Origin of the sequence: Gordonia terrae (assembly GCF_001698225.1) — a bacterium.
GTDB lineage: Bacteria > Actinomycetota > Actinomycetes > Mycobacteriales > Mycobacteriaceae > Gordonia > Gordonia terrae.
On record NZ_CP016594.1, the window covers coordinates 5,058,734 to 5,080,459 of the forward strand.

The window sequence follows — 21,726 nt, forward strand, 5'->3', positions numbered from 1 at the left end:
GTCCACGATGGGCGACTGGGCACAGGAGGTCGTCGTCGCGAGGACCGACGTCCTACTACCGTTAATGAAGTGAACCAATAGGTACGCGACTTTGTCAACGGTCGAGTTCCGCGCGGCAGGGCCGGAGAACGTCGGTATGTGTGGGCGTGGACCGATCAGGGGTTGTTCAGGTCGCCGGCCAGGGCTCGAACACCACCGAGGTGCGCTCGAGAATGGCGTCGCATCCGCGGCAACGCAGAGCAGGGATCAGCGGCTGCCCACAGTCGATGTGCTGGAGCCGAGGACCGAGGTCCTCTACCGGGATGTCGGGGTTGGCGCGCCGGGTCCAGGCCATCTGGAAGGCGAAGATCGGGAACAGCGCCCGCCCACGTGGGGTGAGTGTGTATTCGCGGCCACCATCGGCGCGCCGGAGGATGCCGACGCCGGTCAGTCTGGTCAGGCGCTCGGTGAGCGTGGTGGGCGACATCATCAGGAGCGATTGGAATTCCCCGAATCGGCGTATGCCGGACAACGCGAGTCCGATGACCAGCGCGCTCCACCGATCCCCGATCGCCTCCATGATCACCGAGAACTGCAGGCCGGCCCCGTTGATCTGGAGTGGGCCACGCGAGGACCGACGCCGCTTGCTGCGTCCCGCCAAGACCAGAGTGGCGGGTGTGACCTCGAGATGAGCGTTTCGCGCCTTGACCGTGCGCTCGCAGCTTCGGCAGGCGAGATCGGGGGGGCCGCGGTGGCCGCAGTCCACGTGTACGAGCTCGGGCTGCAGCAGCCCCTCGGATGACCATTCGCGCTGCCAGGTCCAGACACTCACGAGGAACTCCCAGGTGGCCAGCCCGAGATCGGTGAGCAGGTAGTCGTGCCGGTCATACGAGCCCGGCTGGGGCCTGCGTTCCATCAGTCCGGCCTCGAGCAATGCGTTCAGTCGCGAGGTCAGGACCGCAGGAGGGGCACCTGTCCTCTCGATCCAGGCGCTGAACCGCCGGACATGGTCCACGAATGCATCACGGAGGATGACGACCGTCAGCCGGTCCCCGAGCAGATCGATCGTCTGCGCAATGGGGCTCGGCGACACCGCCATCGGATCCCGCTCCCCCATGTGCACCACCTTTGTCGCGCCACTCGCAGTCCCCGACCGCGTCAGGCCTCCACCACGATAGCGATACCTTGGCCGACCCCTATGCAGGCCGCCGCCACACCGATTCCGCCACCCAGCCTTCGCACGTGCCGAAGGCAGTCGATGACGACTCGTGCCGCGGATCCACCCAGCGGGTGTCCCATCGCGATGGCGCCCCCACATGGGTTGACCCGATCAGCTGGGATGTCGGGCAGCTCACGAAGGCACGACAGGACCACGGCCGAGAACGCTTCGTTCAGCTCCAGGACCCGAACATCTGCGAGGCGCCGTCCCGCCCGGTCGAGCGCTTTCCGTATCGCGCCGACCGGCGCGATCGCGAACCTGTCCGGCGCGACCCCGACGACGGCCGAGGCCAGCACCCTACCCAGCGGTTCGACCTCGAGGTCTGCCACGAGGTCGCCACGTGCGATCAGTGCTGCGACCGCTCCGTCGCTGATCGGCGAAGAGTTTCCGGCAGTCACACTGCCCTCCGGCGAGAAGGCCGGTCTCAGCCTTGCCAGCGCCTCCGGCTGAGCTTCTCGGATCGGCTCGTCGCGCTCGAGCTCCGCATACGGCACGGCGAAGCCGTCGTGCACGCCGTCGGCCCACGCCGCGGCCGCGAGCTCATGTGATCGCAGCGCCCACTCGTCTTGTTCGAGTCGTCCTACTCCCTTCTCCTCGGCGATCAACTCCGCGGAACGTCCGAGCGACTCGACCCACGGCGCGGGAAAACGCGGATTCACCATCCGCCACCCCACGGTCGTCGGGACGAGGTCCAGTTTCCGCGGAAATGCCGATTCGACGGGTGGAAGCACGTGAGGGGCCCGGCTCATGCTCTCGGAGCCCCCCGCGATCACCACGTCGGCGTCACCCGACCCGACGAGCCGGACACCTGCGAGAACCGCCTCGGCTCCCGACCCGCACAACCGGTTCACCGACACACCGGGAACGGTGTCGGGGAGACCCGCCAGCAACGACGCCATCCTGGCGATGTTCCGGTTGTCCTCGCCGGCGCCATTCGCGTTGCCCCACACCACATCGTCCACCCGCGCGGGATCCAATGCGGGATGACGTCTGATCAGTTCGATCAGCGGCAGTGCCGCGAGATCGTCCGCTCGAACGGTCGAGAGCGCACCTCGCGCCGAACCGAAAGGTGTTCGAGCTGCATCGATCACCCACGGCGTGCGTGCACGCGGTCCCGTCACATCCGCCATCTGGGGCTCCACTTCTCTCCGGTTCGGTCCACTTGCCAAAAGCGAACCGTACGTTGTCTACTTCAATAAGTGTAGCGATAGCGAAGTTTGGAGTACGCATGTCAATCGCGAATGTGATCCACACCGCCGCCGAGGCGTTCGGAGAACGCGTCGCTGTGGAGGACCGCGACGGGTCGGTGACCTTCACCGACCTGCGCGACCGTGTTCATCGACTGGCCGCCGGACTGGCCCCCCTCGGCGTAGACCCCGGCGACACCGTCCTCGTCCTCCTGCCCAACTCTGTCGCGGCAATCGAGGTGGACCTGGCGCTGACCATCAGCGGGCGCGTTCGGGTGGCACTGAACCCCCGGGTCGGCAAGGTCGACTGGACCCGCATCATGCAGGATTGCAGCCCGGTCGCTCTCATCTTCGACCCTCGCATCGTTGATGCGGCCGAGTTCGCCGCGCGGTCATCGGTCTCGGTCCTGATCGCGACAAGCACCACCGACGTGACACCGCACACTCTCGATGGCGTTGCCGCAACGGCCCCGGAACGCGTCGCGCTCGATGCCGTCGATCCCGACGCTCTCTGTGCCCTGCACTACTCATCCGGGACAACCGGAATCCCGAAAGGCGCGAAGCGGTCCCATGCCAATCGCCTGGCCTCGCTGCGCTCGATGCGCGAACACGTCCTCGCCGGGACCCTCGAAGGCCCCACACCCCCGGTGTTCGTGCACGCCGGCCCGGTCATCCACACCAGTGGCCTGTTCGTGTTGCCGTTCCTCGAGTCCGGTGGAAAACAGATCCTGCTGGAACACGCCCGCCCAGCGGATGTCGCGGAAGCGATCGGACGGCACGAGGGGACCCACACGGCGCTGGTGCCGACCGTCGTCGCCCGCCTACTCGACCTCGATGACGAGCAACTCGCCCCGATGCGGCGCATGCGCATGCTCGCATACGCCGGCGCCCCAATGCCGGTCGAACACCTCCGGCAGGCTTACCGACGGATCACTCCGAACCTCGTCCAGTACTACGGCATGGTCGAGGCGATTCCTCCGCTGACCGTGCTCACTCCGGCGGACCACGAACTCGGCATGACCGGCACGCCGGACATACTCGGATCAGTCGGGCGGCCGTGCACCGGAGTCGACATCGAATTCTGGGACGAGGACCGGCGTTGCGCCGACGACCAGGTCGGAGAGCTTGTCGTGAGCGGGCCCGCGGTGAGTCCGGGCTACCACAACGCCGGCACCCGAACCGACCTCGGCAAGGACCACACCGACGGGCACCTCCACTCCGGCGACCTCGGCTTCCGATCGTCGGACGGGTACATCCACCTCACCGGCCGAAGCAAGGACATGATCATCACCGGCGGTTACAACGTGTACCCCCGTGAGGTCGAAGAGGTACTGTCGGCGATTCCGGGCGTCAACGATGCGGTCGTCGTGGGCCTGCCCGATCCGATATGGGGCCAGCGCATCGTCGCCGCGTACACCGGGGAAATCCCAGACGACACAGCTGTTCTGGCCGACCTCCGACTCCGGTTACCGGATTTCAAACGCCCGAAATCCGTACACCGTCTGGACGCACTCCCCTTGACCCCTCTCGGGAAGGTCGACCGGGCACACGCATCCCGATTGCTCACCGAGCTCACTTCATCCCAATCGTATGCCCCACTGTCACAATCACACTCAGAGTAGGAAACCATGAACCACGCCATCGCCGGTGCTCTTCGCGTCCCTGTTGTCGCGGCGCCGATGTTCCTCGTATCCGGACCAGACCTCGTCATCGCCACCTGCCGAGCCGGAATCATCGGTTCGTTCCCCACCCAGAATTGCCGCACGGTTGCCGATCTCGACACGTGGATGGGAACGATCACCGATCGTCTGTCCACAGGCGGGGAACGGCCACCGGCACCCTGGGCGGCAAACCTCGTCACGCACAGCAGCAATGAACGGCTGAAAGACGACCTGCAGCTGATCGCCGAGTACAAACCGCAGGTCGTCATCACGGCTCTGGGCTCCCCCAGACCCGTGATGGAAGTCGTGAAGGGCTACGGCGGCACGGTCATCGCCGATGTCGTCAACATGAAGCTCGCCCACAAGGCGGCCGCCGCGGGCGTCGACGGAATGGCCTGCATCTCAGCCGGAGCGGGCGGCCACACCGGTCATCTGTCGCCTTTCGCCTTCACCTCGGCGGTTCGCGAGTTCTTCGACGGCATGATCGTCATCGGTGGCGGTATCACTGATGGTCACGGTGTCGCCGGCGCAATCACCGCGGGCGCCGACCTCGTCTACATGGGCACCCGGTTCCTCGCCGCCCAGGAGAGCATGGCCGAATCAGAATACAAGCAGATGATCGTCGACAACGGCCCCGACGACCTGATCGTGAGCTCGGCCATCACCGGCACGCCGGCATCGTGGCTCAGGCCCAGTCTCGTCGCGTGCGGGCTCGACCCTGACAACCTCCAGTCGCCGACAGGTTCGAAGAACTACACCGCCGGCGGGGCGTCGATCAAGAGATGGCGAGATGTGTGGGCGGCGGGTCAGGGGTTGCAGACCGTCCGCGCGATCGAACCGGCCGGCACCATCGTCGACCGGATCGCAGCAGAGTACGACACGGCCCTGGGTCGTGCCTCGACAGCGCATGACGCGCTTCGCGTGCCGGGAGGAACGGTGGTCGCATAGACGCAGCGTCGATGGAGGAACCGTCAGCGAGGCGTGAAGGGAAAGCGTGCATGACAACGTATGGGACAGTCGGCGCCAGCGGGACCGATCACCGTGAAGACCTGCCTCCGAGACGATCCCGCGATCTGAGGGGTGATGTGGACGGGGTCCTGGCCGCGCTCGACGTAGTCGAACGGGGGCCGGATACCTTCGTCGCCGAGAGCGTCTCTCTGGGCCTGCCACGGTTGTTCGGCGGGCAGATCCTGGCGCAGGCGTTCGTTGCTGCATCGCGCACCGTTCCAGCGTCTGCACGAATGCACTCACTGCATGCCTACTTCCTGAGGTCGGGAGACCCACGAGCTGTCGTCGAACTGGAGGTGGCGCGCCTTCGGGACGGTCGTACCCAGTTCGCGAGATCGGTCACCGGCTTCCAGAACGGGCGCCCACTCGTGACGGTGATGATGTCCTTCGCCCGGGGAGCAGATGGCATCGATCACCAAGTCGACATGCCCGCCGTTCCGCATCCGGCCGGCCTGCCCTGCTTTGCGGACTGGCGGCGTGAAGTAGGTGCAACCGACGGAAGCTGGGGTACGACAGAGGCAATCGACGTTCGCGTTGTCCCAGCGGGAACGGACTCCACCGACAGTTTCGTGTGGCAGCGCGCGGTGTCACCGATCCCGGACGACCCGACGCTGCAGCAGGCAATGCTCATCTTCATGTCCGACATCACGACCCTGGCGGGCGGATTGGTTCCGCATGGGGTTCAGATCGGCCATGAAGCCGTTGGGCTACCCCGTCGATCAGGCGTGTCGTTGGATCATGCCATCTGGTTTCACCGGCCGGTTCGCGCAGACAACTGGCTCCTGTTTGCCCAGAGTTCGCCTGCGAGTGCAGCGGGGAAGGGGTTGATCCGGTCGGATGTCTTCAGTGAGGACGGTCGACTGGTGCTGTCTCTGGCCCAACAGGGGATGTACCTCTCCGAATAGCTCTCCGAATAGCTCTCCCGATCTGTGCGCTCATCGCGAAGGATCTGTGGAGTCCAGCGCGTCTCGTGGAACAGACGGTTCGTGCGCCAGTTGTTCTGAGCGCTCACGACTGGTCGGCGCCAGCTGCTGTCGATTGTCATGCGTCGAGCTCCCCGGAACCATCTGCGGCAACCGATGATCGAGCGCTGCCTTCGGCTGTCGACGACCCCCGTGTCGTCCGGGACAAGTACGCGACCAGGACCGCCGTGACGATCGCCGGAATCGCCATGATCTGAAAGATCGCGGCCGAGGGCCAGGACCAGTCCACGAGAACACCTACAGCAAGGGGCATGACGATGATGCCGACTCGGCCGACGCCGATGCCCAGGCCCATCGCGGTGGTCCGTACGGCGGGAGCGAACAACACCACCCCGAGCGAGTACACGCACACGATGACCGCACACTGGCAGAGACCGAGTACCGGAGCAAGGAGCAACGACATCGTGAGGCTCGTGGACGCGGCGGAGAACGCAACCATCATGACGGCCGAGCCGATCGAGAAGCCGATGGCCAGAGCGAAGGTCGAGAATCTACTCGACAGCAGAACGATCACGCCCCCCGCCAGGGTTGCACCAAGGGAGAGCAACAGAACTCCGTTGATCCCCCCGGAAGAAGACATTCCAGCGTTCACGAGGAGTTTCGGCAACCACATCGTACTGAAGTAATAGGAACTCACCGCGAACAAGAACATCAAGACGACCGCGACCATCCGTGGTGAACGGAGCGCGATTGTGACCACCGGTGCGGATGCGACGACACTGCGTGAATTACTGACGTCCCGATTGGCTACTCGCACAACCGGACTCGACTCGATCCTGTCGAGGAGCCGCGCCAGTCTGCGCTGCGTTTCGGCAGTGTTCCTGCTGGCGAGGAAATCCGGTGTCTCCGGAATGCCCACCGCGACGAGTACCGCGACGGCCGCTGTGAGCACCGCGCCGAGCACAAAAGCGCTCGCCCACCCCGTGGCCGCCATGAGTGCGCCGGCTGCGGCGCCACCGACAGTACTTCCCAGCGGAAGCCCGATCGACAGGACACCCAGCGCAGCCGATCTCCGGCGTGCCGGCGAGTACTCGCCCACCACGATGGGGAGGACGGGCAGAATGCTGCCCATGCCTATCCCTGCCAACAGGCGATAGATCGCCAGATCGGTCGGCCCGGATGCGGCGGCGGAGGCCAGGAGGAACACCGCGATGACCACCAGAGACAGGAGCAGTAGCGGCCTCCGGCCGAACCGGTCCGACAACGGCGCCAGCAGCAGCGCCCCGATCGCCATTCCCACCGGCCCGATGGCGAGCAGGAAGCCGATCTGGGTTCCGGACAACGACCATTGGTCGGCGAGTGGGATCACGGCCAATGTCATGGACAGCAGGTCGTAACCCTCTGCCATGTTGATGAGGATGCAGATGCCGAGCACTCTGATCTGAAACCTGCTCACCGGAGCAGTGTCGAGCCTGTCTCTCGCTGTTAGCATGCGTAACCTGTTCTCTGAGTTCGGAATCGGGACCGCGTTTCGCGGGGTTTTCAAACGGAGTTGACAGACAACGCGCCGTCAACGGTGACAGTTGATCCACTCATGTAGCGGCCCGCATCTGATGCGAGAAGCAGAAATGGACCGTCGAGCTCGGACAGGTGACCAAGTCGCCGGAAGGGAACCTTGCGGCTCATTGCCTCCAGCACCCTGTCGTCCGCGAACTGTGCTGCCTCCGTGGGGAAGTAGCCTGGGCACAGTGCGTTCACCCGAATTCCGTATCGGGCCCATTCGAGTGCGAGCTGCCTGGTGAGCTGTAGGACGGCAGCCTTCGACGTTGCATAGGCAGTGGTCTGCGGCATCACCCGATGGCCGAGAACCGACGACAGATTGATGATCGACAGCGGAGCGTCGCGATCGACGGACCACTGGGCGATGGCTTGCGACATCCGCCAGGTGCCCCCGACATTGGTGTCGAGCACGCTGTTCCATTCGCTCTCCGCGAGTGTGAGCGCGGGATGGAGGTCACCGCCGCCGGCATTGTTGACGAGGACGTCGATGTGCTCGATCTGCGCCCGCATCGTTGCGATTGCCGTAGCGACCGATTCGCGGTTCGTGACATCCAGGGGTACCGTCACGACGCGACAGTCGCCGGCACCGAGTTCCGTTGCGAGTTCATCGAGTCGGTCGATCCGGCGTGCTGCCACGATCACGACGGAAGCCCCGGCCGCGACGGCGGTACGAGCGAAGTGTTCGCCGAGGCCGGATGACGCGCCGGTGATCAGAACCGTTTTACCGCTCAGTGGTTGCACTTTCTCGGTCTCCTAACGTGATTCAGGCCGTGACGATGTGATGACGCACCGTGTCCCGAACGACGGACCTCTTCGTGCGTCGGAGTCGACGAATGCGGAGTTCAACGGATGGACCGGCGCCGGATCATGCGCCGAGCAGGTCGCGTGGCACAGGAACTGTCGGTGAGCTCCGTCTGCCGCGCTGTCGTCGATGTGCGGTCGGCTGAGCTACAGTTAGTGAAGTTAGATGCATCACACTATTGCTGTCAAGAGGTGCTTCGCGGTTCACGTCGCCGCTCTCGGGAACCGGTGAAAACCGGTCGGCCTGAGCGCTCATCACGCCTATGCGCTACGGATGTTCGCGCCGAAATGAAAACTGGTGCACGCAGAACGCGCCTCATTGATACTTCAATAACTATATTGAAACGTCTCGAGTTTTGTGTTCCACGGACCGGACCCCGCGTCGCGGTTCTGATCGGCCGGCCGATCACCCGATGATCCGGTCACCTCGAGGGGCGCGACACGTCCGACGCGACGTCACGGAGCGGCCGTCCGCTCCTCGGGGACGCGGCGACCACCGGCCCCCGGAGCGGCCCGCCACCGGCCGGTTCCCGGACACCGCTCACACTGGCAGAAACGCATTTGCCACCGGCTGCGACAATGTACCCGTGAGTAGGCCCCATGTTTCGCACCTCAACCAGAACCTCAAGCCGCTCGAGCAGTCGCTCAAGCTGCAGAACGTGTGCTACGAGATCCGTGGACCCGTCCATGCGCACGCGCAGCGGCTCGAGGCGGAGGGCCATCGAATCCTCAAGCTGAACATCGGCAACCCGGCGCTGTTCGGTTTCGAGGCCCCCGACGTGATCATGCGCGACATGATCCACGCCCTCCCCTACGCGCAGGGCTACTCCGAGTCCGCCGGCGTCCTGTCCGCACGCCGTGCCGTGGTGACCCGCTACGAGCTCATCCCCGACTTCCCGTACTTCGACGTCGACGACGTCATCCTGGGCAACGGCGTCTCCGAGCTCATCACCATGACGATGCAGGCGCTGCTCAACGACGGCGACGAGGTCCTGATCCCGGCACCCGACTACCCGCTGTGGACCGCGATGACCTCGCTGTCCGGCGGGCAGCCCGTGCACTACCGCTGCGACGAGGAGAACGGGTGGAACCCCGACGTCGCCGACATCGCCGCGAAGATCACCGACCGCACCAAGGCGATCGTCATCATCAACCCGAACAATCCGACCGGGGCGGTCTACTCACGCGAGGTCCTCGAGCAACTCGTCGAACTCGCCCGCGAGCACTCGCTCCTCATCCTCGCCGACGAGATCTACGACAAGATCATCTACGACGACGCCGAGCACGTGAACGTGGCCTCGTTGGCGCCGGATCTGTTGTGCCTCACCTTCAACGGCCTGTCGAAGGCCTACCGCGTCTGCGGCTACCGCGCCGGGTGGGTCGTGATGACCGGACCCAAGGACCACGCGCGCGGGTTCATCGAGGGCATGGGCATCCTGGCTTCGACGCGCCTGTGCGCCAACGTGCCGGGCCAGCACGCGATCCAGGTGGCGCTCGGCGGTTACCAGTCCATCGAGGCGCTCGTCTCCCCCGGCGGCCGGCTGTACGAACAGCGCAACGTCACCTGGGAAAAGCTGAACGAGATCCCCGGGGTCAGCTGCGTCAAACCCAAGGGCGCGCTGTACGCCTTCCCGCGCCTCGATCCCGAGATCTACGAGATCCACAACGACGAACTGTTCGTCCAGGACCTGCTGCTGCAGGAGAAGATCCTCGTCGTCCAGGGGACGGGGTTCAACCTCGACGACCACAATCACTTCCGCATCGTCACGCTGCCGTGGTCCCGGGATCTGACCGAGGCCGTGGAGCGTATCGGCAACTTCCTGTCGTCGTATCGGCAGTGATCCCGCGGACTCCCGCGAGAACCCCCAGGTGAGGGCCCGGTCATCCGACCGGGCCCTCAGTGCATCTCCGGGTCTGGACATTTGTGTAACCGTTGGTAACGTGTACCTCCATCGGCGCAGCACACACAACGAGGTGACAGATGTCTGGACAGGCGATCCGACGACCCGAGTGGCGTCCGGGGAGTGTCAGCAACAACGGGATCCGGCTGGCGACCTACGAGCTGGGCGATCCGTCGAAACCGACGGTGCTGCTGGTGCACGGTTGGCCCGACAGCCACCACCTGTGGACCCATGTCGCACCTCAACTCGCGCAGGACCACCACGTTGTGGCCTACGACTGCCGCGGCTTCGGCGACAGTGACCACCCCGACGGAGACGATGCCTACCGGCTCAGCGAGCTGGCTGACGACCTGTTCGCGGTCGTCGACGCAATCAGCCCGGAACGACCGGTGCACGTCGTCGCGCACGACTGGGGGTCGGTGACCGGGTGGGAAGCCGTCGCGCGTCCGGATGCCACCGCGCGCATCGCCTCGTTCGTGTCGATTTCCGGACCAAACCTCGATCAGCTCGGTGCCTGGGCGCGTGACAATCTCTCCCGGCCGACGCCTCGCCGACTGGCCCTGAGCCTCGCCCAAGGTGGCTCGTCGGCGTACACCGCGTTCTTCCAGCTGCCGGTCCTACCGAAGCTCTTCTTCCGGATCGCTGGCTCGGAACGTCTGTGGCGGGAGTTCCTGCACCGAGTCGAGGGCACCCCTCGCGAGAACGCAACCTTCCAGCCGAACCTCCGCACGGACATGATCTCGGGTCTTCGTCTGTACCGCGCCAACATCCGCGCCAAGCTCGGCAACCCGAACCCCCGGCCGACCTCGGTTCCCGTGCTCGAGGTGATCAACGAACGCGACATCGCCCTACGACCCGCGATCTTCGACGACACTCACCTCTACGCAAAACGCCTGTGGCGGAGACGAACTCCGACCGGACACTGGCTACCGCTCACGCGGCCGGACTACGTCGCCGCACTGGCCCGCGAATTCGTCGCCGAGCAGTCGGCAAACGCGACACTCGAGCACCCATCGAAATTCGCCCGCACTCGCGTCGTCGGGCCACCCAACAGACTCACCGGCCGGCTCGCCGTGATCACCGGCGCCGGTAGCGGTATCGGACGCGAGACCGCCTACGCGCTTGCCGAGCGCAGCTGTGAGCTGATCCTCGCCGACCTCGACCTCGAGGCCGCGGAAGAGACCGCCAGAGAGACAAAGCGATTCGGCGCACAAGCGACTGCATACCAGCTCGACGTGTCGGACACCGCCGAATTCGCAGCGTTCGCCGCTCGCGTCCGGGAGGCCCACGGCGTCCCCGACATCGTGGTCAACAACGCCGGAATCGGTTTGGCCGGCGGGGTGTTGGCGGCCACCGACGAGCAGGTCGACCGGCTCCTCGACGTCAACCTGCGCGGCGTCGTCACCGGCAGCCGGGAATTCGGCCGTCAGATGGTCGAGCGCGGGGTCGGCGGGCACATCGTCAACATCGCATCGGCCGCGGCGTTCACGCCGTCGCGCAGCCTCGGCCTGTACTCGGCGTCGAAGGCGGGTGTACTCCTCTTCTCCGAGTCGCTCCGCGCCGAGCTCGCCGAACACCGCATCGGCGTCAGCGCGATCTGTCCCGGACTCGTCGACACCAACATCGTCTCGTCGACCCCGATCGCCGGTCTCGACGCCGACGCCGAACAGTCCCAACGGGATCGACTCGACCGGTTCTACCAGCGCCGCGGATTCACCCCCGACCGGGTCGCGAGCGAGATCGTCGCCGCGATCGAACGCAACAAGGCGGTGGTGCCGGTGACCGTGGAAGCGAAGGTGGGATACCGGATCTATCGCTTCGCGCCGTGGCTGTCGCGCATCGGCGCCCGCCAGAAGGTCACGGGGTGAACGACATGACACACACCGACGATCACGCACACGGCGACGGCACTTCGGCCGATCCGGGACCCGTGGAGCTGCACGCCCGCAACGTCGCGTTCGACTGGGACGACGTCCCACTGCACTGGATCCCCGGCCACCCGGTCGCGTCGAACTTCATCAGCGTGCTCAATCTCCTGCTCCCCGAGGGCGAGCGGTGGTTCGTGCAGACCTACAACGAGGCCCTGCCGCTGGTCGCCGACGACGAACTCGCCTCTCGGATGCGAGGATTCATCGGCCAGGAGGCGATGCACGCCGAGGCGCACGACCACGTCCTGTGGGAGTTCCTCGATCACCACGGCATCGACCCGCGGCCCTACCAGCTCCAGATGGAGTGGATCTTCCGCAAGGTGCTCGGCCCGCTCGACACCGGCAGCCAGGCTGCTCGCGACAAACACCTCGTCGAACGCCTCTGGCTCATCGCGGCGTTGGAGCACTACACGGCCATCCTCGGCGACTTCGCGCTGAACAACACCTGGACCCGGCTCGGGGCACACCCCACGATGGCCGACCTGTTCATGTGGCACGGGGCCGAAGAGGTGGAGCACCGCGCGGTGGCACACGATGTCGCCGCGTACTTCGGCGACGGATATCTCCGACGCGGACGTGCGATGTTCGTGGTGCTGCCGATCCTGCTGATCCTGATCCAGCGGGGCTACCGCTTCATCATGGGCCAGGACAGGTCGTTGTCGTACAACTACTTCCAGAAGACGTGGCACTACCACCGCGGGGTGCGGGCCGGCGTGCTCCCGAAGATGCGGACGATCGTCTTCGCCACCTTCAGCTACTTCCGGCCCGGGTTCCGACCGGAGGACATCGGCAGTACCGCACAGGCCGTCGCCTACCTCGCCAGCTCGCCCGCCGCGCGCAACGCGGCGTGATCACGGGCCGAGGGAGACCGTCATGAACCAACGCGCACATCCGCATTCGACGACGCTGACCGAGCCGCCGCCGCACCTGCACGGTCGCTGGCGACACGATCCACTGCTCACGGTCGGGACCATGGTGTTCCGGGCGTGGTGGCCGGTGTGGCGGCCGCTGTCACCGCTGCACCCCGGCGCGGTCAGCGACGGGACCACGCGGGTTCGGATCGTCGGACGCGAGGTGGTCGCGCGCGACGAGAACGTCATCGCGCTCACCCTCGCCGCCGCGGACGATGGCGCGCTACCGAACTGGCACGCCGGGGCGCACATCGATCTGCTGTTGCCGTCGGGACGCATGCGGGAGTACTCGCTGTGCGGTGACACCGCGGATCGGGAGCACTACCGGATCGCGGTGCGCCGGATTCCCGACGGCGGTGGCGGTTCGGTCGAGGTCCACGACTCGTTGCGTATCGGCGACGTCTTCTCGATCAAGGGTCCCCGCAACGCCTTTCCGTTCGCGGTCCCCGGCCACGGATCACCTGCGCGCCGAATCCGCTTCGTCGCAGCCGGCATCGGCATCACCCCGATCCTGCCGATGCTCGCCACGGCCGAACGCTTCGGGCTGGACTGGTCGATGATCTACACCGGCCGCACCGCCGAGTCGATCCCGTTCCTCGACGAGGTGGCAGCGTTCGGCGACCGCGTCACCATCCGGACCGACGACGTCCACGGACTGCCGAGCATGGCCGATCTGGTCGGTCCCGTCGACGCCCCCGCCGACCTCGCCGTCTACTGTTGCGGCCCGGTTCCCATGCTGGAGGGGCTTCGCCGTCATCTCGCGACACGCGCCGACATCGAGCTGCACTACGAGCGGTTCAGCCCGCCACCGGTGGAGAACGGCTCCGAGTTCACGGTGACGCTGGCCTCGACCGGTCAGGAGATCCCGGTCGCCGCAGACGAATCGGCGCTCGCCGCGATCCGCCGAGTGGTGCCGTCGGTACCGTACTCGTGCCGGCAGGGATTCTGCGGCACCTGCAAGGTCAGGACGCTGTCCGGCGAGGTTGACCACCGCGACAACATCCTGACCGAGCCCGAGCGCGCGGCCGGGACCATGCTGACCTGCGTCTCACGCAGTCCCGGCGGGAACCTCACCCTCGATCTCTGAGCCCTTCTGCTCATCAGTCCCAAGGATGCGACCCCCTTCTGCTCCCTGAGGTGCGAGGAGCGTTAGCGACCAGTCCTTCTGCTCCCTGAGGTGCGAGGAGCGTTAGCGACGAGCCACGAAGGGCCCCGTCGCCGACTTCGTCGACAGCGGCCTGCGACCCGGTCCCACTGCCGCGCAACAGGAATGCTGCCGCGATGCCTGCCGTCGCGGTGATGGCGACCGCCGCCCAGACCGCGTTGTGCAAGCCGTCCATGAAGACCTGTTGAACCGCGACCTGAACCGCATCGCCCATCGCGCCCGGCAGGCGGTCTGCCACCTCGACACCGGCCATCACGGACTGCTGCGCCGCGTCGATCGCCTCGGCAGGCACGCCGCCACCCGACAGCCGTTCCCCGACACCGGCGACGTAGGCCGACGTCAGGATCGAACCGAGAACGGCCACACCGAGCGTTCCGCCGATCTCCCGCGTCGTGTCGTTGACCGCACTGCCCGCGCCGGCCTGCTCCGGACGCAGCGCGTCCATGATGAGCTGGGTGCACGGACCGGAGATGAACGCGAGACCCGCCGCCATCAGTGCCATCGACCACACGATGAGCTCCCAGTAACCGGAAGCGCGCGAGGAGATCTCGACGAGTGCGAATCCACCCGACATCAGGAACGCACCGATCACCGAGACGACCCTCGGCCCTACACGTTGCGACAGCGCCATCGCGACCGGCGACAGCGCCGCCATCACGATCGCGAACGGCAGGGTACGGATCCCGGCGGCCAGCGGCCCGTAACCCTTCACCGCCTGGAAGAACTGGGTGATCAGGAAGATGAAGCCGAACAGTGCGAAGAACGCCACGCTGATCATCCCGGCCGCGGTCGCGAAACGCCGGTTGGCGAAGAGTCGCACATCGAGGATCGGATGCGCGATCCGGAGCTGCGTCGTGACGAACACGGCGAGGATCGCCAGCGCGACAACGACTCCGAGCACCGTGCGCACTTCGGCCCAGCCGACATGCGGTGCCTCGATCAGGGTGAAGGTGAGCAGGCCCAGTCCGGCGACAGACAGCACGACGCCGACGGCGTCGAAGCGTGGCACCGCCAGCGGACGGGTGCCGGGAACGACGGCCAGGATCAGCACCAGGGCCAGCACACCGAACGGAATGTTCACCCAGAACACAGAAGTCCACGAGAAGTGTTCGAGCAGCCATCCGCCGAGGACCGGCCCGATGGCCACCGCCACCCCGGACACGGCCGCCCAGATCCCCACCGCCATCGCGCGTTCCCGCGCGTCGACGAAAATGGTGGTGATGATCGCGAGCGTGGCCGGGAAGACCAGCGCCGCAAAGACTCCGAGACCGGCTCGGCTCGCGATGAGCTGCCCGATGTCCTGCGACGACGCCGCCAGCACCGACACCCCCATGAACCCCACGATGCCGGCGAGGAGCATCCGTCGGTGCCCGAACCGGTCACCGAGGTAGCCGCCGGTCAGCAGCAGACCTGCGAAGACGAGGGTGTAGGCGTCGACGATCCACTGCAGGCCCGAGATCCCGGCGCCGAGGTCGCGAGCGAGCGTCGGGAGGGCCACGTTGACGATCGTGTTGTCGATCATGACGAGTAGTTCGGCGAAGCTGAGGGCGCCGAGCGCCCACCAGCGGATGTGTGCGCGTTCTGTTCGCATCGGATTCTCCTGATCAGGGCCGCTCGGGCGATCGTGCTGTCAGCCGGACGAGATTGGTTAGAACATTGTTCCATTGTTGTAGGACACTGTTCTAATCAAGAAGAACACTGTTCTAGTAGGTTGTCAACATGTCCCCCGCGAAGCCCCGCACCCGCACCTCGGCCGCCGAGGTCCGTTCCGCCCTGCTCCGGGCCGGACGAACAATCCTCGAGCGGGACGGCGAGGCCGGGCTGACGGTCCGTGCCGTCGCGGCCGAGGCACAGGTGGCCCCGATGGGGGTCTACAACCACTTCGACGGCCGCGACGGCCTACTCGACGCGCTGGTCACCGACGGGTTCGTCGAGTTCGGCCGCGCCATCGCAGCGACCGACGACGACCCGGTCGCCCGCCTCATGAACTCCGGTCGCTCCTACCGGGCGTTCGCGATCGCCAATCCGGTGATCTACCGGTTGATGTTCTCCGCACAGTGCGCGCCGGAACCGGACGTCGCGCTGGACGCGTTCGCCGTCCTCGTCGACGTCATCCGATACGGCCAGGTGGCCGGGGTGATCATGGCCGGGGACCCGGCCGACCTGGCGATGCTGGCCTGGTCGGCCGTGCACGGCGCGGTGGGACTCGAACTCGCGAGCACCCACCCGCCCCAGATCGACGCGACGGCGGGTTACGAGAAGGTCCTGACCTTCGTGGCGCGCGGGCTGTCCCCGCACCCGGGCTGACGTCAGGGCAGGACGATCGGCGGCAGACCGGGGATCGGGATCGTCACACCGCCTGGCGCACGCGGGGTCCGCGACCGGGGACGAGGTCGGGGCGCCGACTCTGAGGAGGGCGTCGTCGTCTCGGGCGGCGGAGGCGTCGTGTACCGACGCGCGGGTTGCCGGGCCTCGGCAAGGATTGCGGGGTCGGCGAATTCGGGTTCGGTGGTCACGATCGTGCGCTGGGGAAGCGGCGCGGCGACGGCCGGGGCCGGCTCATCGTGTGCGACCGCCAATGCCGTGGCCACACCCACGACGGCCACCGCGCACAGCAGAGCGATCCCCGCGAGCACACGCTTGCCCCCACGCCTCCGCCCGGCACCGACAGCTTGCGGGCCCGTCGTGGGAACGTCGACGAGTTGGAGCGGCCCGGTCGGCGCCGAATCGTCCGGCGGCGAATCCGATGCGGGAGCGGTGTCGACATCCCGTCCGATAAAAGGCGCAGCCACCGAGGGCGATCGGGTCGCCGACGATGATCCCGACGCGGTGTCCGTCCCGTCGTGTGACGCGCCCCCGCCGTACGCCGGACCGCCATTCGGCGGGTCCTCGCGAATCGGTTGTCCGACTGCACCATACGTCGCCAGCGCCCCGAACGCCGTGGCCATCGGCGGCGGTGCGCGCTTCACCGCCTCGAAGATCGGGGGGTCGTGGGGTGGATCGTCGCCCTTGTCCGGGCGAACCGTTTCGTCCGGCGACGGGTTCGGCGTATGCGAGTCGGTCGTGTGCTCGCGTTCCGACGTGATGGCCGGCGCAGGCCAGACGGGGACACCGTCGCCGGCGCCCTCGTCGGGTTCGGCTGCGTGCCCGCCGGTCGCCACGGGCCGGATCGCGCTCCCCGCGGATTCGGCGTCGACAACGGGCACCGGGACCGCTCGCGCAACGGCGTCCCGCAGTCCCGGCCAGGCACTCACGCGACCGGTGATGACGACTGCGGGGGCAGCCGCGCCGGCCACGGCCGCGCGGGCGAGTTCTTCGGCCCGCGCGGTGAGTGGGGCGCCGGCTTCGGCGACGTCGCGACGCGCCATCCGGAACAGCCTGATGTGGTCACGGCCCATCAGGAACGTGCCGTCGGAGTCGCGGAGCCGCTCGCGACCGCGCGTGACGAGGTCGAGGACCTCCTCGTGCCAGTCGCGCGAGGTCGGCGCGGCCACGCGCCCGACGCGGACGAGGTGCTCGGCGATCACGTGATCGAGGGCGTCCAGGGTGAGACCGGAATCGGAGTAGGAATCGGCGACGGTCCCGCGGGCCGGGTCCATGCGTCCCACCGAGACACCTGCGCACGGATCGAGATCGAACAGGACGATCTCGGCTGTGTCGGGGATTCCGCGGTCAGCCAGCTGGGCGCGCACGGAGTCGGCGACGACAGCGCTGACCGTGACCTCTGCCTGGGCAGACGTCGGTGTCACGGCCGGGTCGGCCACCGTGTCGGTCATCTGGTCAGTTCCTGCACCTCACGTGCACCTCGCCGCAAGCCCCCACCGGCGAGAAGGTGCCCCCTGGACAGTCGCGAGACTCAACCTAGCACGACTCAGCGGATCGAGGCCCCCGGCGCGAATCCGTTCACCTGCTCGGACGGGCTGTTTCGCGGTGCGGGGCGGGTGGGTGCCGGACCGCCCAGCGCGCGGTAGTCCCAGCCGGCGTCGCGCCACATCTGCGGGTCGAGGCAGCGCCGGCCGTCGACGATTCGTCTGGCGCGGACCACGCCATCGAGTTCCTCGGGCGCCATGTGGACGAACTCCGCCCATTCGGTGGCGATGACGACGACGTCGGCCCGGTCGCATGCGTCGCGCGCGGTGGCGGCGTACTGGAGACTCGGTTGCATGCGTCGGCAATTGTCCATCGCCTTGGGATCGAAGACGGTGACCGACGCGCCTTCGAGAGCCAGCCTGCTCGCGACGGCGAGGGCCGGCGAATCCCGGACGTCGTCGCTCTCGGGTTTGAACGCGGCACCGAGGACGGCGACGTTGCGGCCCAACACCTCGCCGCCCAACGCCTCGTAGACCAATTCGACGGCCGCGCCCCGGCGACGCATGTTGATGGCGTCGACCTCGCGCAGGAACCCCACGGCGCGTGGCGCACCCATGTCGTCGGCGCGGGCGGTCAGCGCGCGAATGTCCTTGGGCAGGCATCCCCCGCCGAAACCGAGTCCGGCGTTGAGGAATCGGCGTCCGATACGGGGGTCATACCCGATGGCGTCGGCGAGCGTGTTGATGTCGGCGCCGGCGATCTCGGCCAGTTCGCTGATCGCGTTGATGAACGAGATCTTGGTGGCGAGGAACGCGTTTGCCGAGACCTTGACGAGTTCGGCCGTGGCCCAATCGGTTTCGATGAGCGGAACGCCGGTTTCGAGGATCTCACGGTAGATCTCGCGGATGACCTCGCCCGCCGATGATTCGGCGGCGGGATCGTAGGACGGATCGTCGAGCGACCCCAGACCCAGCACCAGGCGGTCCGGTTCGAGGGTGTCCTCGACGGCAAACCCCTCCCGCAGGAATTCCGGACTCCATGACAGCTCGATGTCGGCACCGGAGTGCGTCAAGACCGAGATACGCTGCGACAGTTCGGCACACGTGCCGACGGGGACGGTGGACTTCCCGATGATCAGGTGCTTGCCGCGCAGTGTGGGCACGAGTGAGTCGACGGCGGCGTACACATGCGACAGGTCGGCGCGATGCCCGCGCGGCTCCTGCGGGGTACCCACCCCGAGAAAGTGGACCGAGGCGTGGTCGGCGGCGGCGAGATGGTCGGTGGTGAAGCGCAGCCGTCCGGCGTCGATGTTCCGCCGGAGGATGTCGGAGAGACCGGGTTCGAAGAACGGGACCTCACCGGCCTGGAGACGCTCGATCTTGTGCGCGTCGACGTCGATGCCGACGACGTCGTGCCCGAGTTCGGCCATGCAGGCCGCGTGTGTGGCACCGAGGTAGCCGCATCCGATCACCGTGAGCTTCATGAAGGCTACGGTTACCCACGCGGTGCGGCCGGTAACCATCTCCGCCGTGGCGGAGGGTGATCCGGTAGGTGAACTTCCGGTCGGCCCTAGTCGTTCTTCTGGAAGTTGAGGTACGCCTTCGACGGTGTCGGACCGCGTTGCCCCTGGTATTTCGAACCCACCGACGCACTGCCGTACGGCTCCTCGGCCGGGCTGCTGAGGCGGATGAGGCAGAGCTGGCCGATCTTCATCCCGGGCCAGAGCGTGATCGGCAGGTTGGCCACATTGGAGAGTTCGAGGGTGATGTGGCCGGAGAAGCCGGGGTCGATGAAGCCCGCCGTCGAATGCGTGAGCAAGCCGAGCCGGCCGAGCGACGACTTGCCTTCCAGCCGGCCGGCGAGGTCGTCGGGCAGTGAGCACACCTCGAGGGTCGACCCCAGCACGAATTCGCCCGGGTGCAGCACAAAGGGCTCGCCGTCGGCCGGTTCGACCAGCGAGGTGAGTTCGTCTTGGCGCTGCGCGGGGTCGATGTGGGTGTAGCGGGTGTTGTTGAACACCCGGAACAGACCGTCGAGCCGGACGTCGACGCTGGAGGGCTGGACGAGGGCGGGATCGAACGGATCGATGGCGAGGCGCCCGTCAGCGATCTCGGCGCGGATGTCGCGGTCGGAGAGCAGCACGGTGTCGAGGTTATCGAACGGTCAGGGAGGATCTGCGCCGGTGTCGGTCGGCGCCGACCCTCCGCTCTCCGGCACCGCTGTTCTGCGCCGCCGGACATCAGCGCGCATGCGGTCGAGAATCGCGTCGGTGCGATGGGCATGGTTGATCCGCGGCGTCGACGACGGGTGCGAGCGGGGCGGGTGCCAGACGGCGCGGCCGGCGTCGATCCCATCGGTGGCGATGGTGGTGGCCCACTGATCCGCGCCGGTGCCGACCACCCGGTTGTGTGGCGGGCAGGCGGTCGCGAGAGTGTCGAGGTCGGTGGAGCCGTGGTGGGCGTCCCACTCGACGACGTGGTGGATCTCGCAGTCGAACGACGGCCGCGTGCATCCCGGGAAGGTGCAGCCACCGTCGCGGGCGACCGCGGCGATTCGTTGTGCGCGGGAGGCCAATCGCCTGGACCGCCCGAGGTAGAGCACCTCACTGGAGTGGTCCCGGAACACCGCGAGATGATGCTGCGCGTCGGCGGCGAGGTCGATGGCGTCCTTGATGGGAAGGAGGGTTCCCGTCGCGGTCCGTGCCGGGTCGCCGGCCGCGTCGCGCAGCGCCGATTCCGTGATGGAGACGACAAGATGTGCGGGCAGCCCGTGGTGCGAACCCCCAAGCGCGCCGGCGTCGAGCACGAAGCGCAGCATGGCGCGCAACGCGTCGTGGTTCCGCTTCTCGGCCGAGCGCTCGTCGCGTCCGGCAGCGGCGGCCAGCGCGTCGGGGTCCGCGGCGGCGGGGTTCCCGGTGGGCGACTCGGGATCGGCGGGATTGTTCATCCCAGGGGCGGCCCACACCGACAAGACGACGTCGAGCATGGCGCGCGTTGTCGGGTCGAGGGTTGCGGTGAGCCGGGACATCAGCTGGGCGTCTTGCGGCCCGAGTTTGAGGCCACGGTTGCGGGCGCGGTCGCGATCGTCGGTGATGGTTCCGTCGGGGTCGAGGTGGGCCAGGATGCGGGCGCCGAGGTCACGGAGCGACGACGGGTCGTACTCGCGTGCGTAGTGCGCAAGCGTCGCCTCGGCGGCTTCCCGGTCGGCGGGGTCCACGTCGGCGGGGATCTTGCGCATCACCTCGATGACGACGTCGACATGGCGTCCCGAGATCTCACCGTCGGCAACACCTTTGGCGGTCTCGGGGAAGCGCGGTTCGAGCGGCACCCCCTGCATGTCCGGAAACCTGCCCAAGGCCCAGACCCGGTTCATCAGGCGGGTCGCCTCGCCGCGTCGGTTCAGCGCGTGGCACAGGAAGTTGGAGACGGTCTGGCACCCCATCTTCCGGTACGCCGACCGCTCGTCGATGTCGACGATGTGATCGGTGAACAGCGACAACATGCGCCGTTCGGCACGCTCGTGCTCGATCGCGACCTGCAGCAGTTCGGTCTCGGAGCAGTCCGTGGACTGCGTCTCGGCAATCTCGTCCAGCAGCGCACGTAGGCGCGCGTACTGGTCGAGAAGAAGTGGTAGTGGTGGTGCAGATGGCTCGGTGAAAGCCATGATTTCATCC

17 protein-coding genes are annotated in these 21,726 nt (G+C 66.9%); 8 read left to right on the forward strand and 9 right to left on the reverse strand.

Going from position 1 to position 21,726, the window contains the following annotated elements; all coding sequences use genetic code 11:
• Positions 1-166: 166 nt before the first annotated feature.
• Positions 167-1,096 carry a winged helix-turn-helix transcriptional regulator gene (locus BCM27_RS22415; RefSeq protein WP_004022417.1) on the reverse strand — a complete coding sequence of 310 codons (930 nt, stop codon included), beginning with the start codon at positions 1,094-1,096 and terminating at the stop codon, positions 167-169.
• A gap of 41 nt (positions 1,097-1,137) precedes the next feature.
• Positions 1,138-2,328 (reverse strand): thiolase family protein, encoded by a 1,191-nt coding sequence (locus BCM27_RS22420; RefSeq protein WP_004022418.1) that lies wholly within the window; start codon positions 2,326-2,328, stop codon positions 1,138-1,140.
• 98 nt (positions 2,329-2,426) lie between these two features.
• On the opposite strand from BCM27_RS22420, the gene BCM27_RS22425 reads away from it, so the two are divergent.
• The 3 genes from BCM27_RS22425 (at position 2,427) to BCM27_RS22435 (ending at position 5,959) form a co-directional block, all read left to right on the forward strand.
• Positions 2,427-4,007 (forward strand): class I adenylate-forming enzyme family protein, encoded by a 1,581-nt coding sequence (locus BCM27_RS22425; RefSeq protein WP_004022419.1) that lies wholly within the window; start codon positions 2,427-2,429, stop codon positions 4,005-4,007.
• A 6-nt stretch (positions 4,008-4,013) separates the two neighbouring features.
• Positions 4,014-4,994, forward strand: a complete 981-nt coding sequence (locus BCM27_RS22430; protein ID WP_004022420.1) for an NAD(P)H-dependent flavin oxidoreductase — start codon at positions 4,014-4,016, stop codon at positions 4,992-4,994.
• Positions 4,995-5,131: 137 nt separating this feature from the next.
• Complete coding sequence (locus tag BCM27_RS22435) at positions 5,132-5,959, forward strand: acyl-CoA thioesterase (RefSeq protein ID WP_051987123.1); 828 nt, start codon at positions 5,132-5,134, stop codon at positions 5,957-5,959.
• 136 nt (positions 5,960-6,095) lie between these two features.
• Here the strand turns inward: BCM27_RS22435 and BCM27_RS22440 are convergent, their stop codons facing one another.
• On the reverse strand, positions 6,096-7,433 hold the full coding sequence (locus BCM27_RS22440; RefSeq protein WP_157781287.1) for an MFS transporter: 1,338 nt from the start codon (positions 7,431-7,433) through the stop codon (positions 6,096-6,098).
• An 86-nt stretch (positions 7,434-7,519) separates the two neighbouring features.
• Positions 7,520-8,278, reverse strand: coding sequence for an SDR family NAD(P)-dependent oxidoreductase (locus tag BCM27_RS22445; protein ID WP_004022423.1), 759 nt, complete (start codon positions 8,276-8,278; stop codon positions 7,520-7,522).
• Positions 8,279-8,925: 647 nt separating this feature from the next.
• Here BCM27_RS22445 and BCM27_RS22450 point away from each other — a divergent pair.
• The 4 genes from BCM27_RS22450 to BCM27_RS22465 all read left to right on the forward strand — a co-directional run bounded on the left by BCM27_RS22450 (position 8,926) and on the right by BCM27_RS22465 (position 14,165).
• On the forward strand, positions 8,926-10,179 hold the full coding sequence (locus BCM27_RS22450; RefSeq protein ID WP_004022424.1) for a pyridoxal phosphate-dependent aminotransferase: 1,254 nt from the start codon (positions 8,926-8,928) through the stop codon (positions 10,177-10,179).
• Between the two features lie 140 nt (positions 10,180-10,319).
• A complete protein-coding gene (locus tag BCM27_RS22455; RefSeq protein ID WP_004022425.1) occupies positions 10,320-12,107 on the forward strand; it encodes an SDR family oxidoreductase in 1,788 nt (595 codons plus the stop codon).
• 5 nt (positions 12,108-12,112) lie between these two features.
• Complete coding sequence (locus BCM27_RS22460; protein ID WP_033205270.1) at positions 12,113-13,018, forward strand: metal-dependent hydrolase; 906 nt, start codon at positions 12,113-12,115, stop codon at positions 13,016-13,018.
• Positions 13,019-13,040: 22 nt separating this feature from the next.
• Entirely contained in the window at positions 13,041-14,165 is a 1,125-nt protein-coding gene (locus tag BCM27_RS22465; protein WP_004022427.1) for a PDR/VanB family oxidoreductase, read from the forward strand.
• Positions 14,166-14,178: 13 nt separating this feature from the next.
• Here BCM27_RS22465 and BCM27_RS22470 read toward each other — a convergent pair whose 3' ends face one another.
• Positions 14,179-15,834, reverse strand: coding sequence for a DHA2 family efflux MFS transporter permease subunit (locus BCM27_RS22470; protein WP_004022428.1), 1,656 nt, complete (start codon positions 15,832-15,834; stop codon positions 14,179-14,181).
• A 128-nt stretch (positions 15,835-15,962) separates the two neighbouring features.
• On the opposite strand from BCM27_RS22470, the gene BCM27_RS22475 reads away from it, so the two are divergent.
• Entirely contained in the window at positions 15,963-16,550 is a 588-nt protein-coding gene (locus tag BCM27_RS22475; RefSeq protein ID WP_004022429.1) for a TetR/AcrR family transcriptional regulator, read from the forward strand.
• 2 nt (positions 16,551-16,552) lie between these two features.
• Here the strand turns inward: BCM27_RS22475 and BCM27_RS22480 are convergent, their stop codons facing one another.
• From BCM27_RS22480 to BCM27_RS22495, 4 genes are all read right to left on the reverse strand, one after another.
• The gene (locus BCM27_RS22480) at positions 16,553-18,019 is read right to left on the reverse strand and encodes a hypothetical protein (RefSeq protein ID WP_004022430.1); all 1,467 of its coding nucleotides are present in this window, start codon (positions 18,017-18,019) and stop codon (positions 16,553-16,555) included.
• A 95-nt stretch (positions 18,020-18,114) separates the two neighbouring features.
• A complete protein-coding gene (locus tag BCM27_RS22485; RefSeq protein ID WP_004022431.1) occupies positions 18,115-19,536 on the reverse strand; it encodes a UDP-glucose dehydrogenase family protein in 1,422 nt (473 codons plus the stop codon).
• 86 nt (positions 19,537-19,622) lie between these two features.
• Positions 19,623-20,195 (reverse strand): dCTP deaminase, encoded by a 573-nt coding sequence (gene dcd, locus BCM27_RS22490; protein WP_004022432.1) that lies wholly within the window; start codon positions 20,193-20,195, stop codon positions 19,623-19,625.
• Positions 20,196-20,216: 21 nt separating this feature from the next.
• Positions 20,217-21,716: an HNH endonuclease signature motif containing protein gene (locus BCM27_RS22495; protein WP_033205264.1), complete on the reverse strand. Its 1,500-nt coding sequence runs from the start codon at positions 21,714-21,716 to the stop codon at positions 20,217-20,219.
• Positions 21,717-21,726 lie beyond the last annotated feature (10 nt).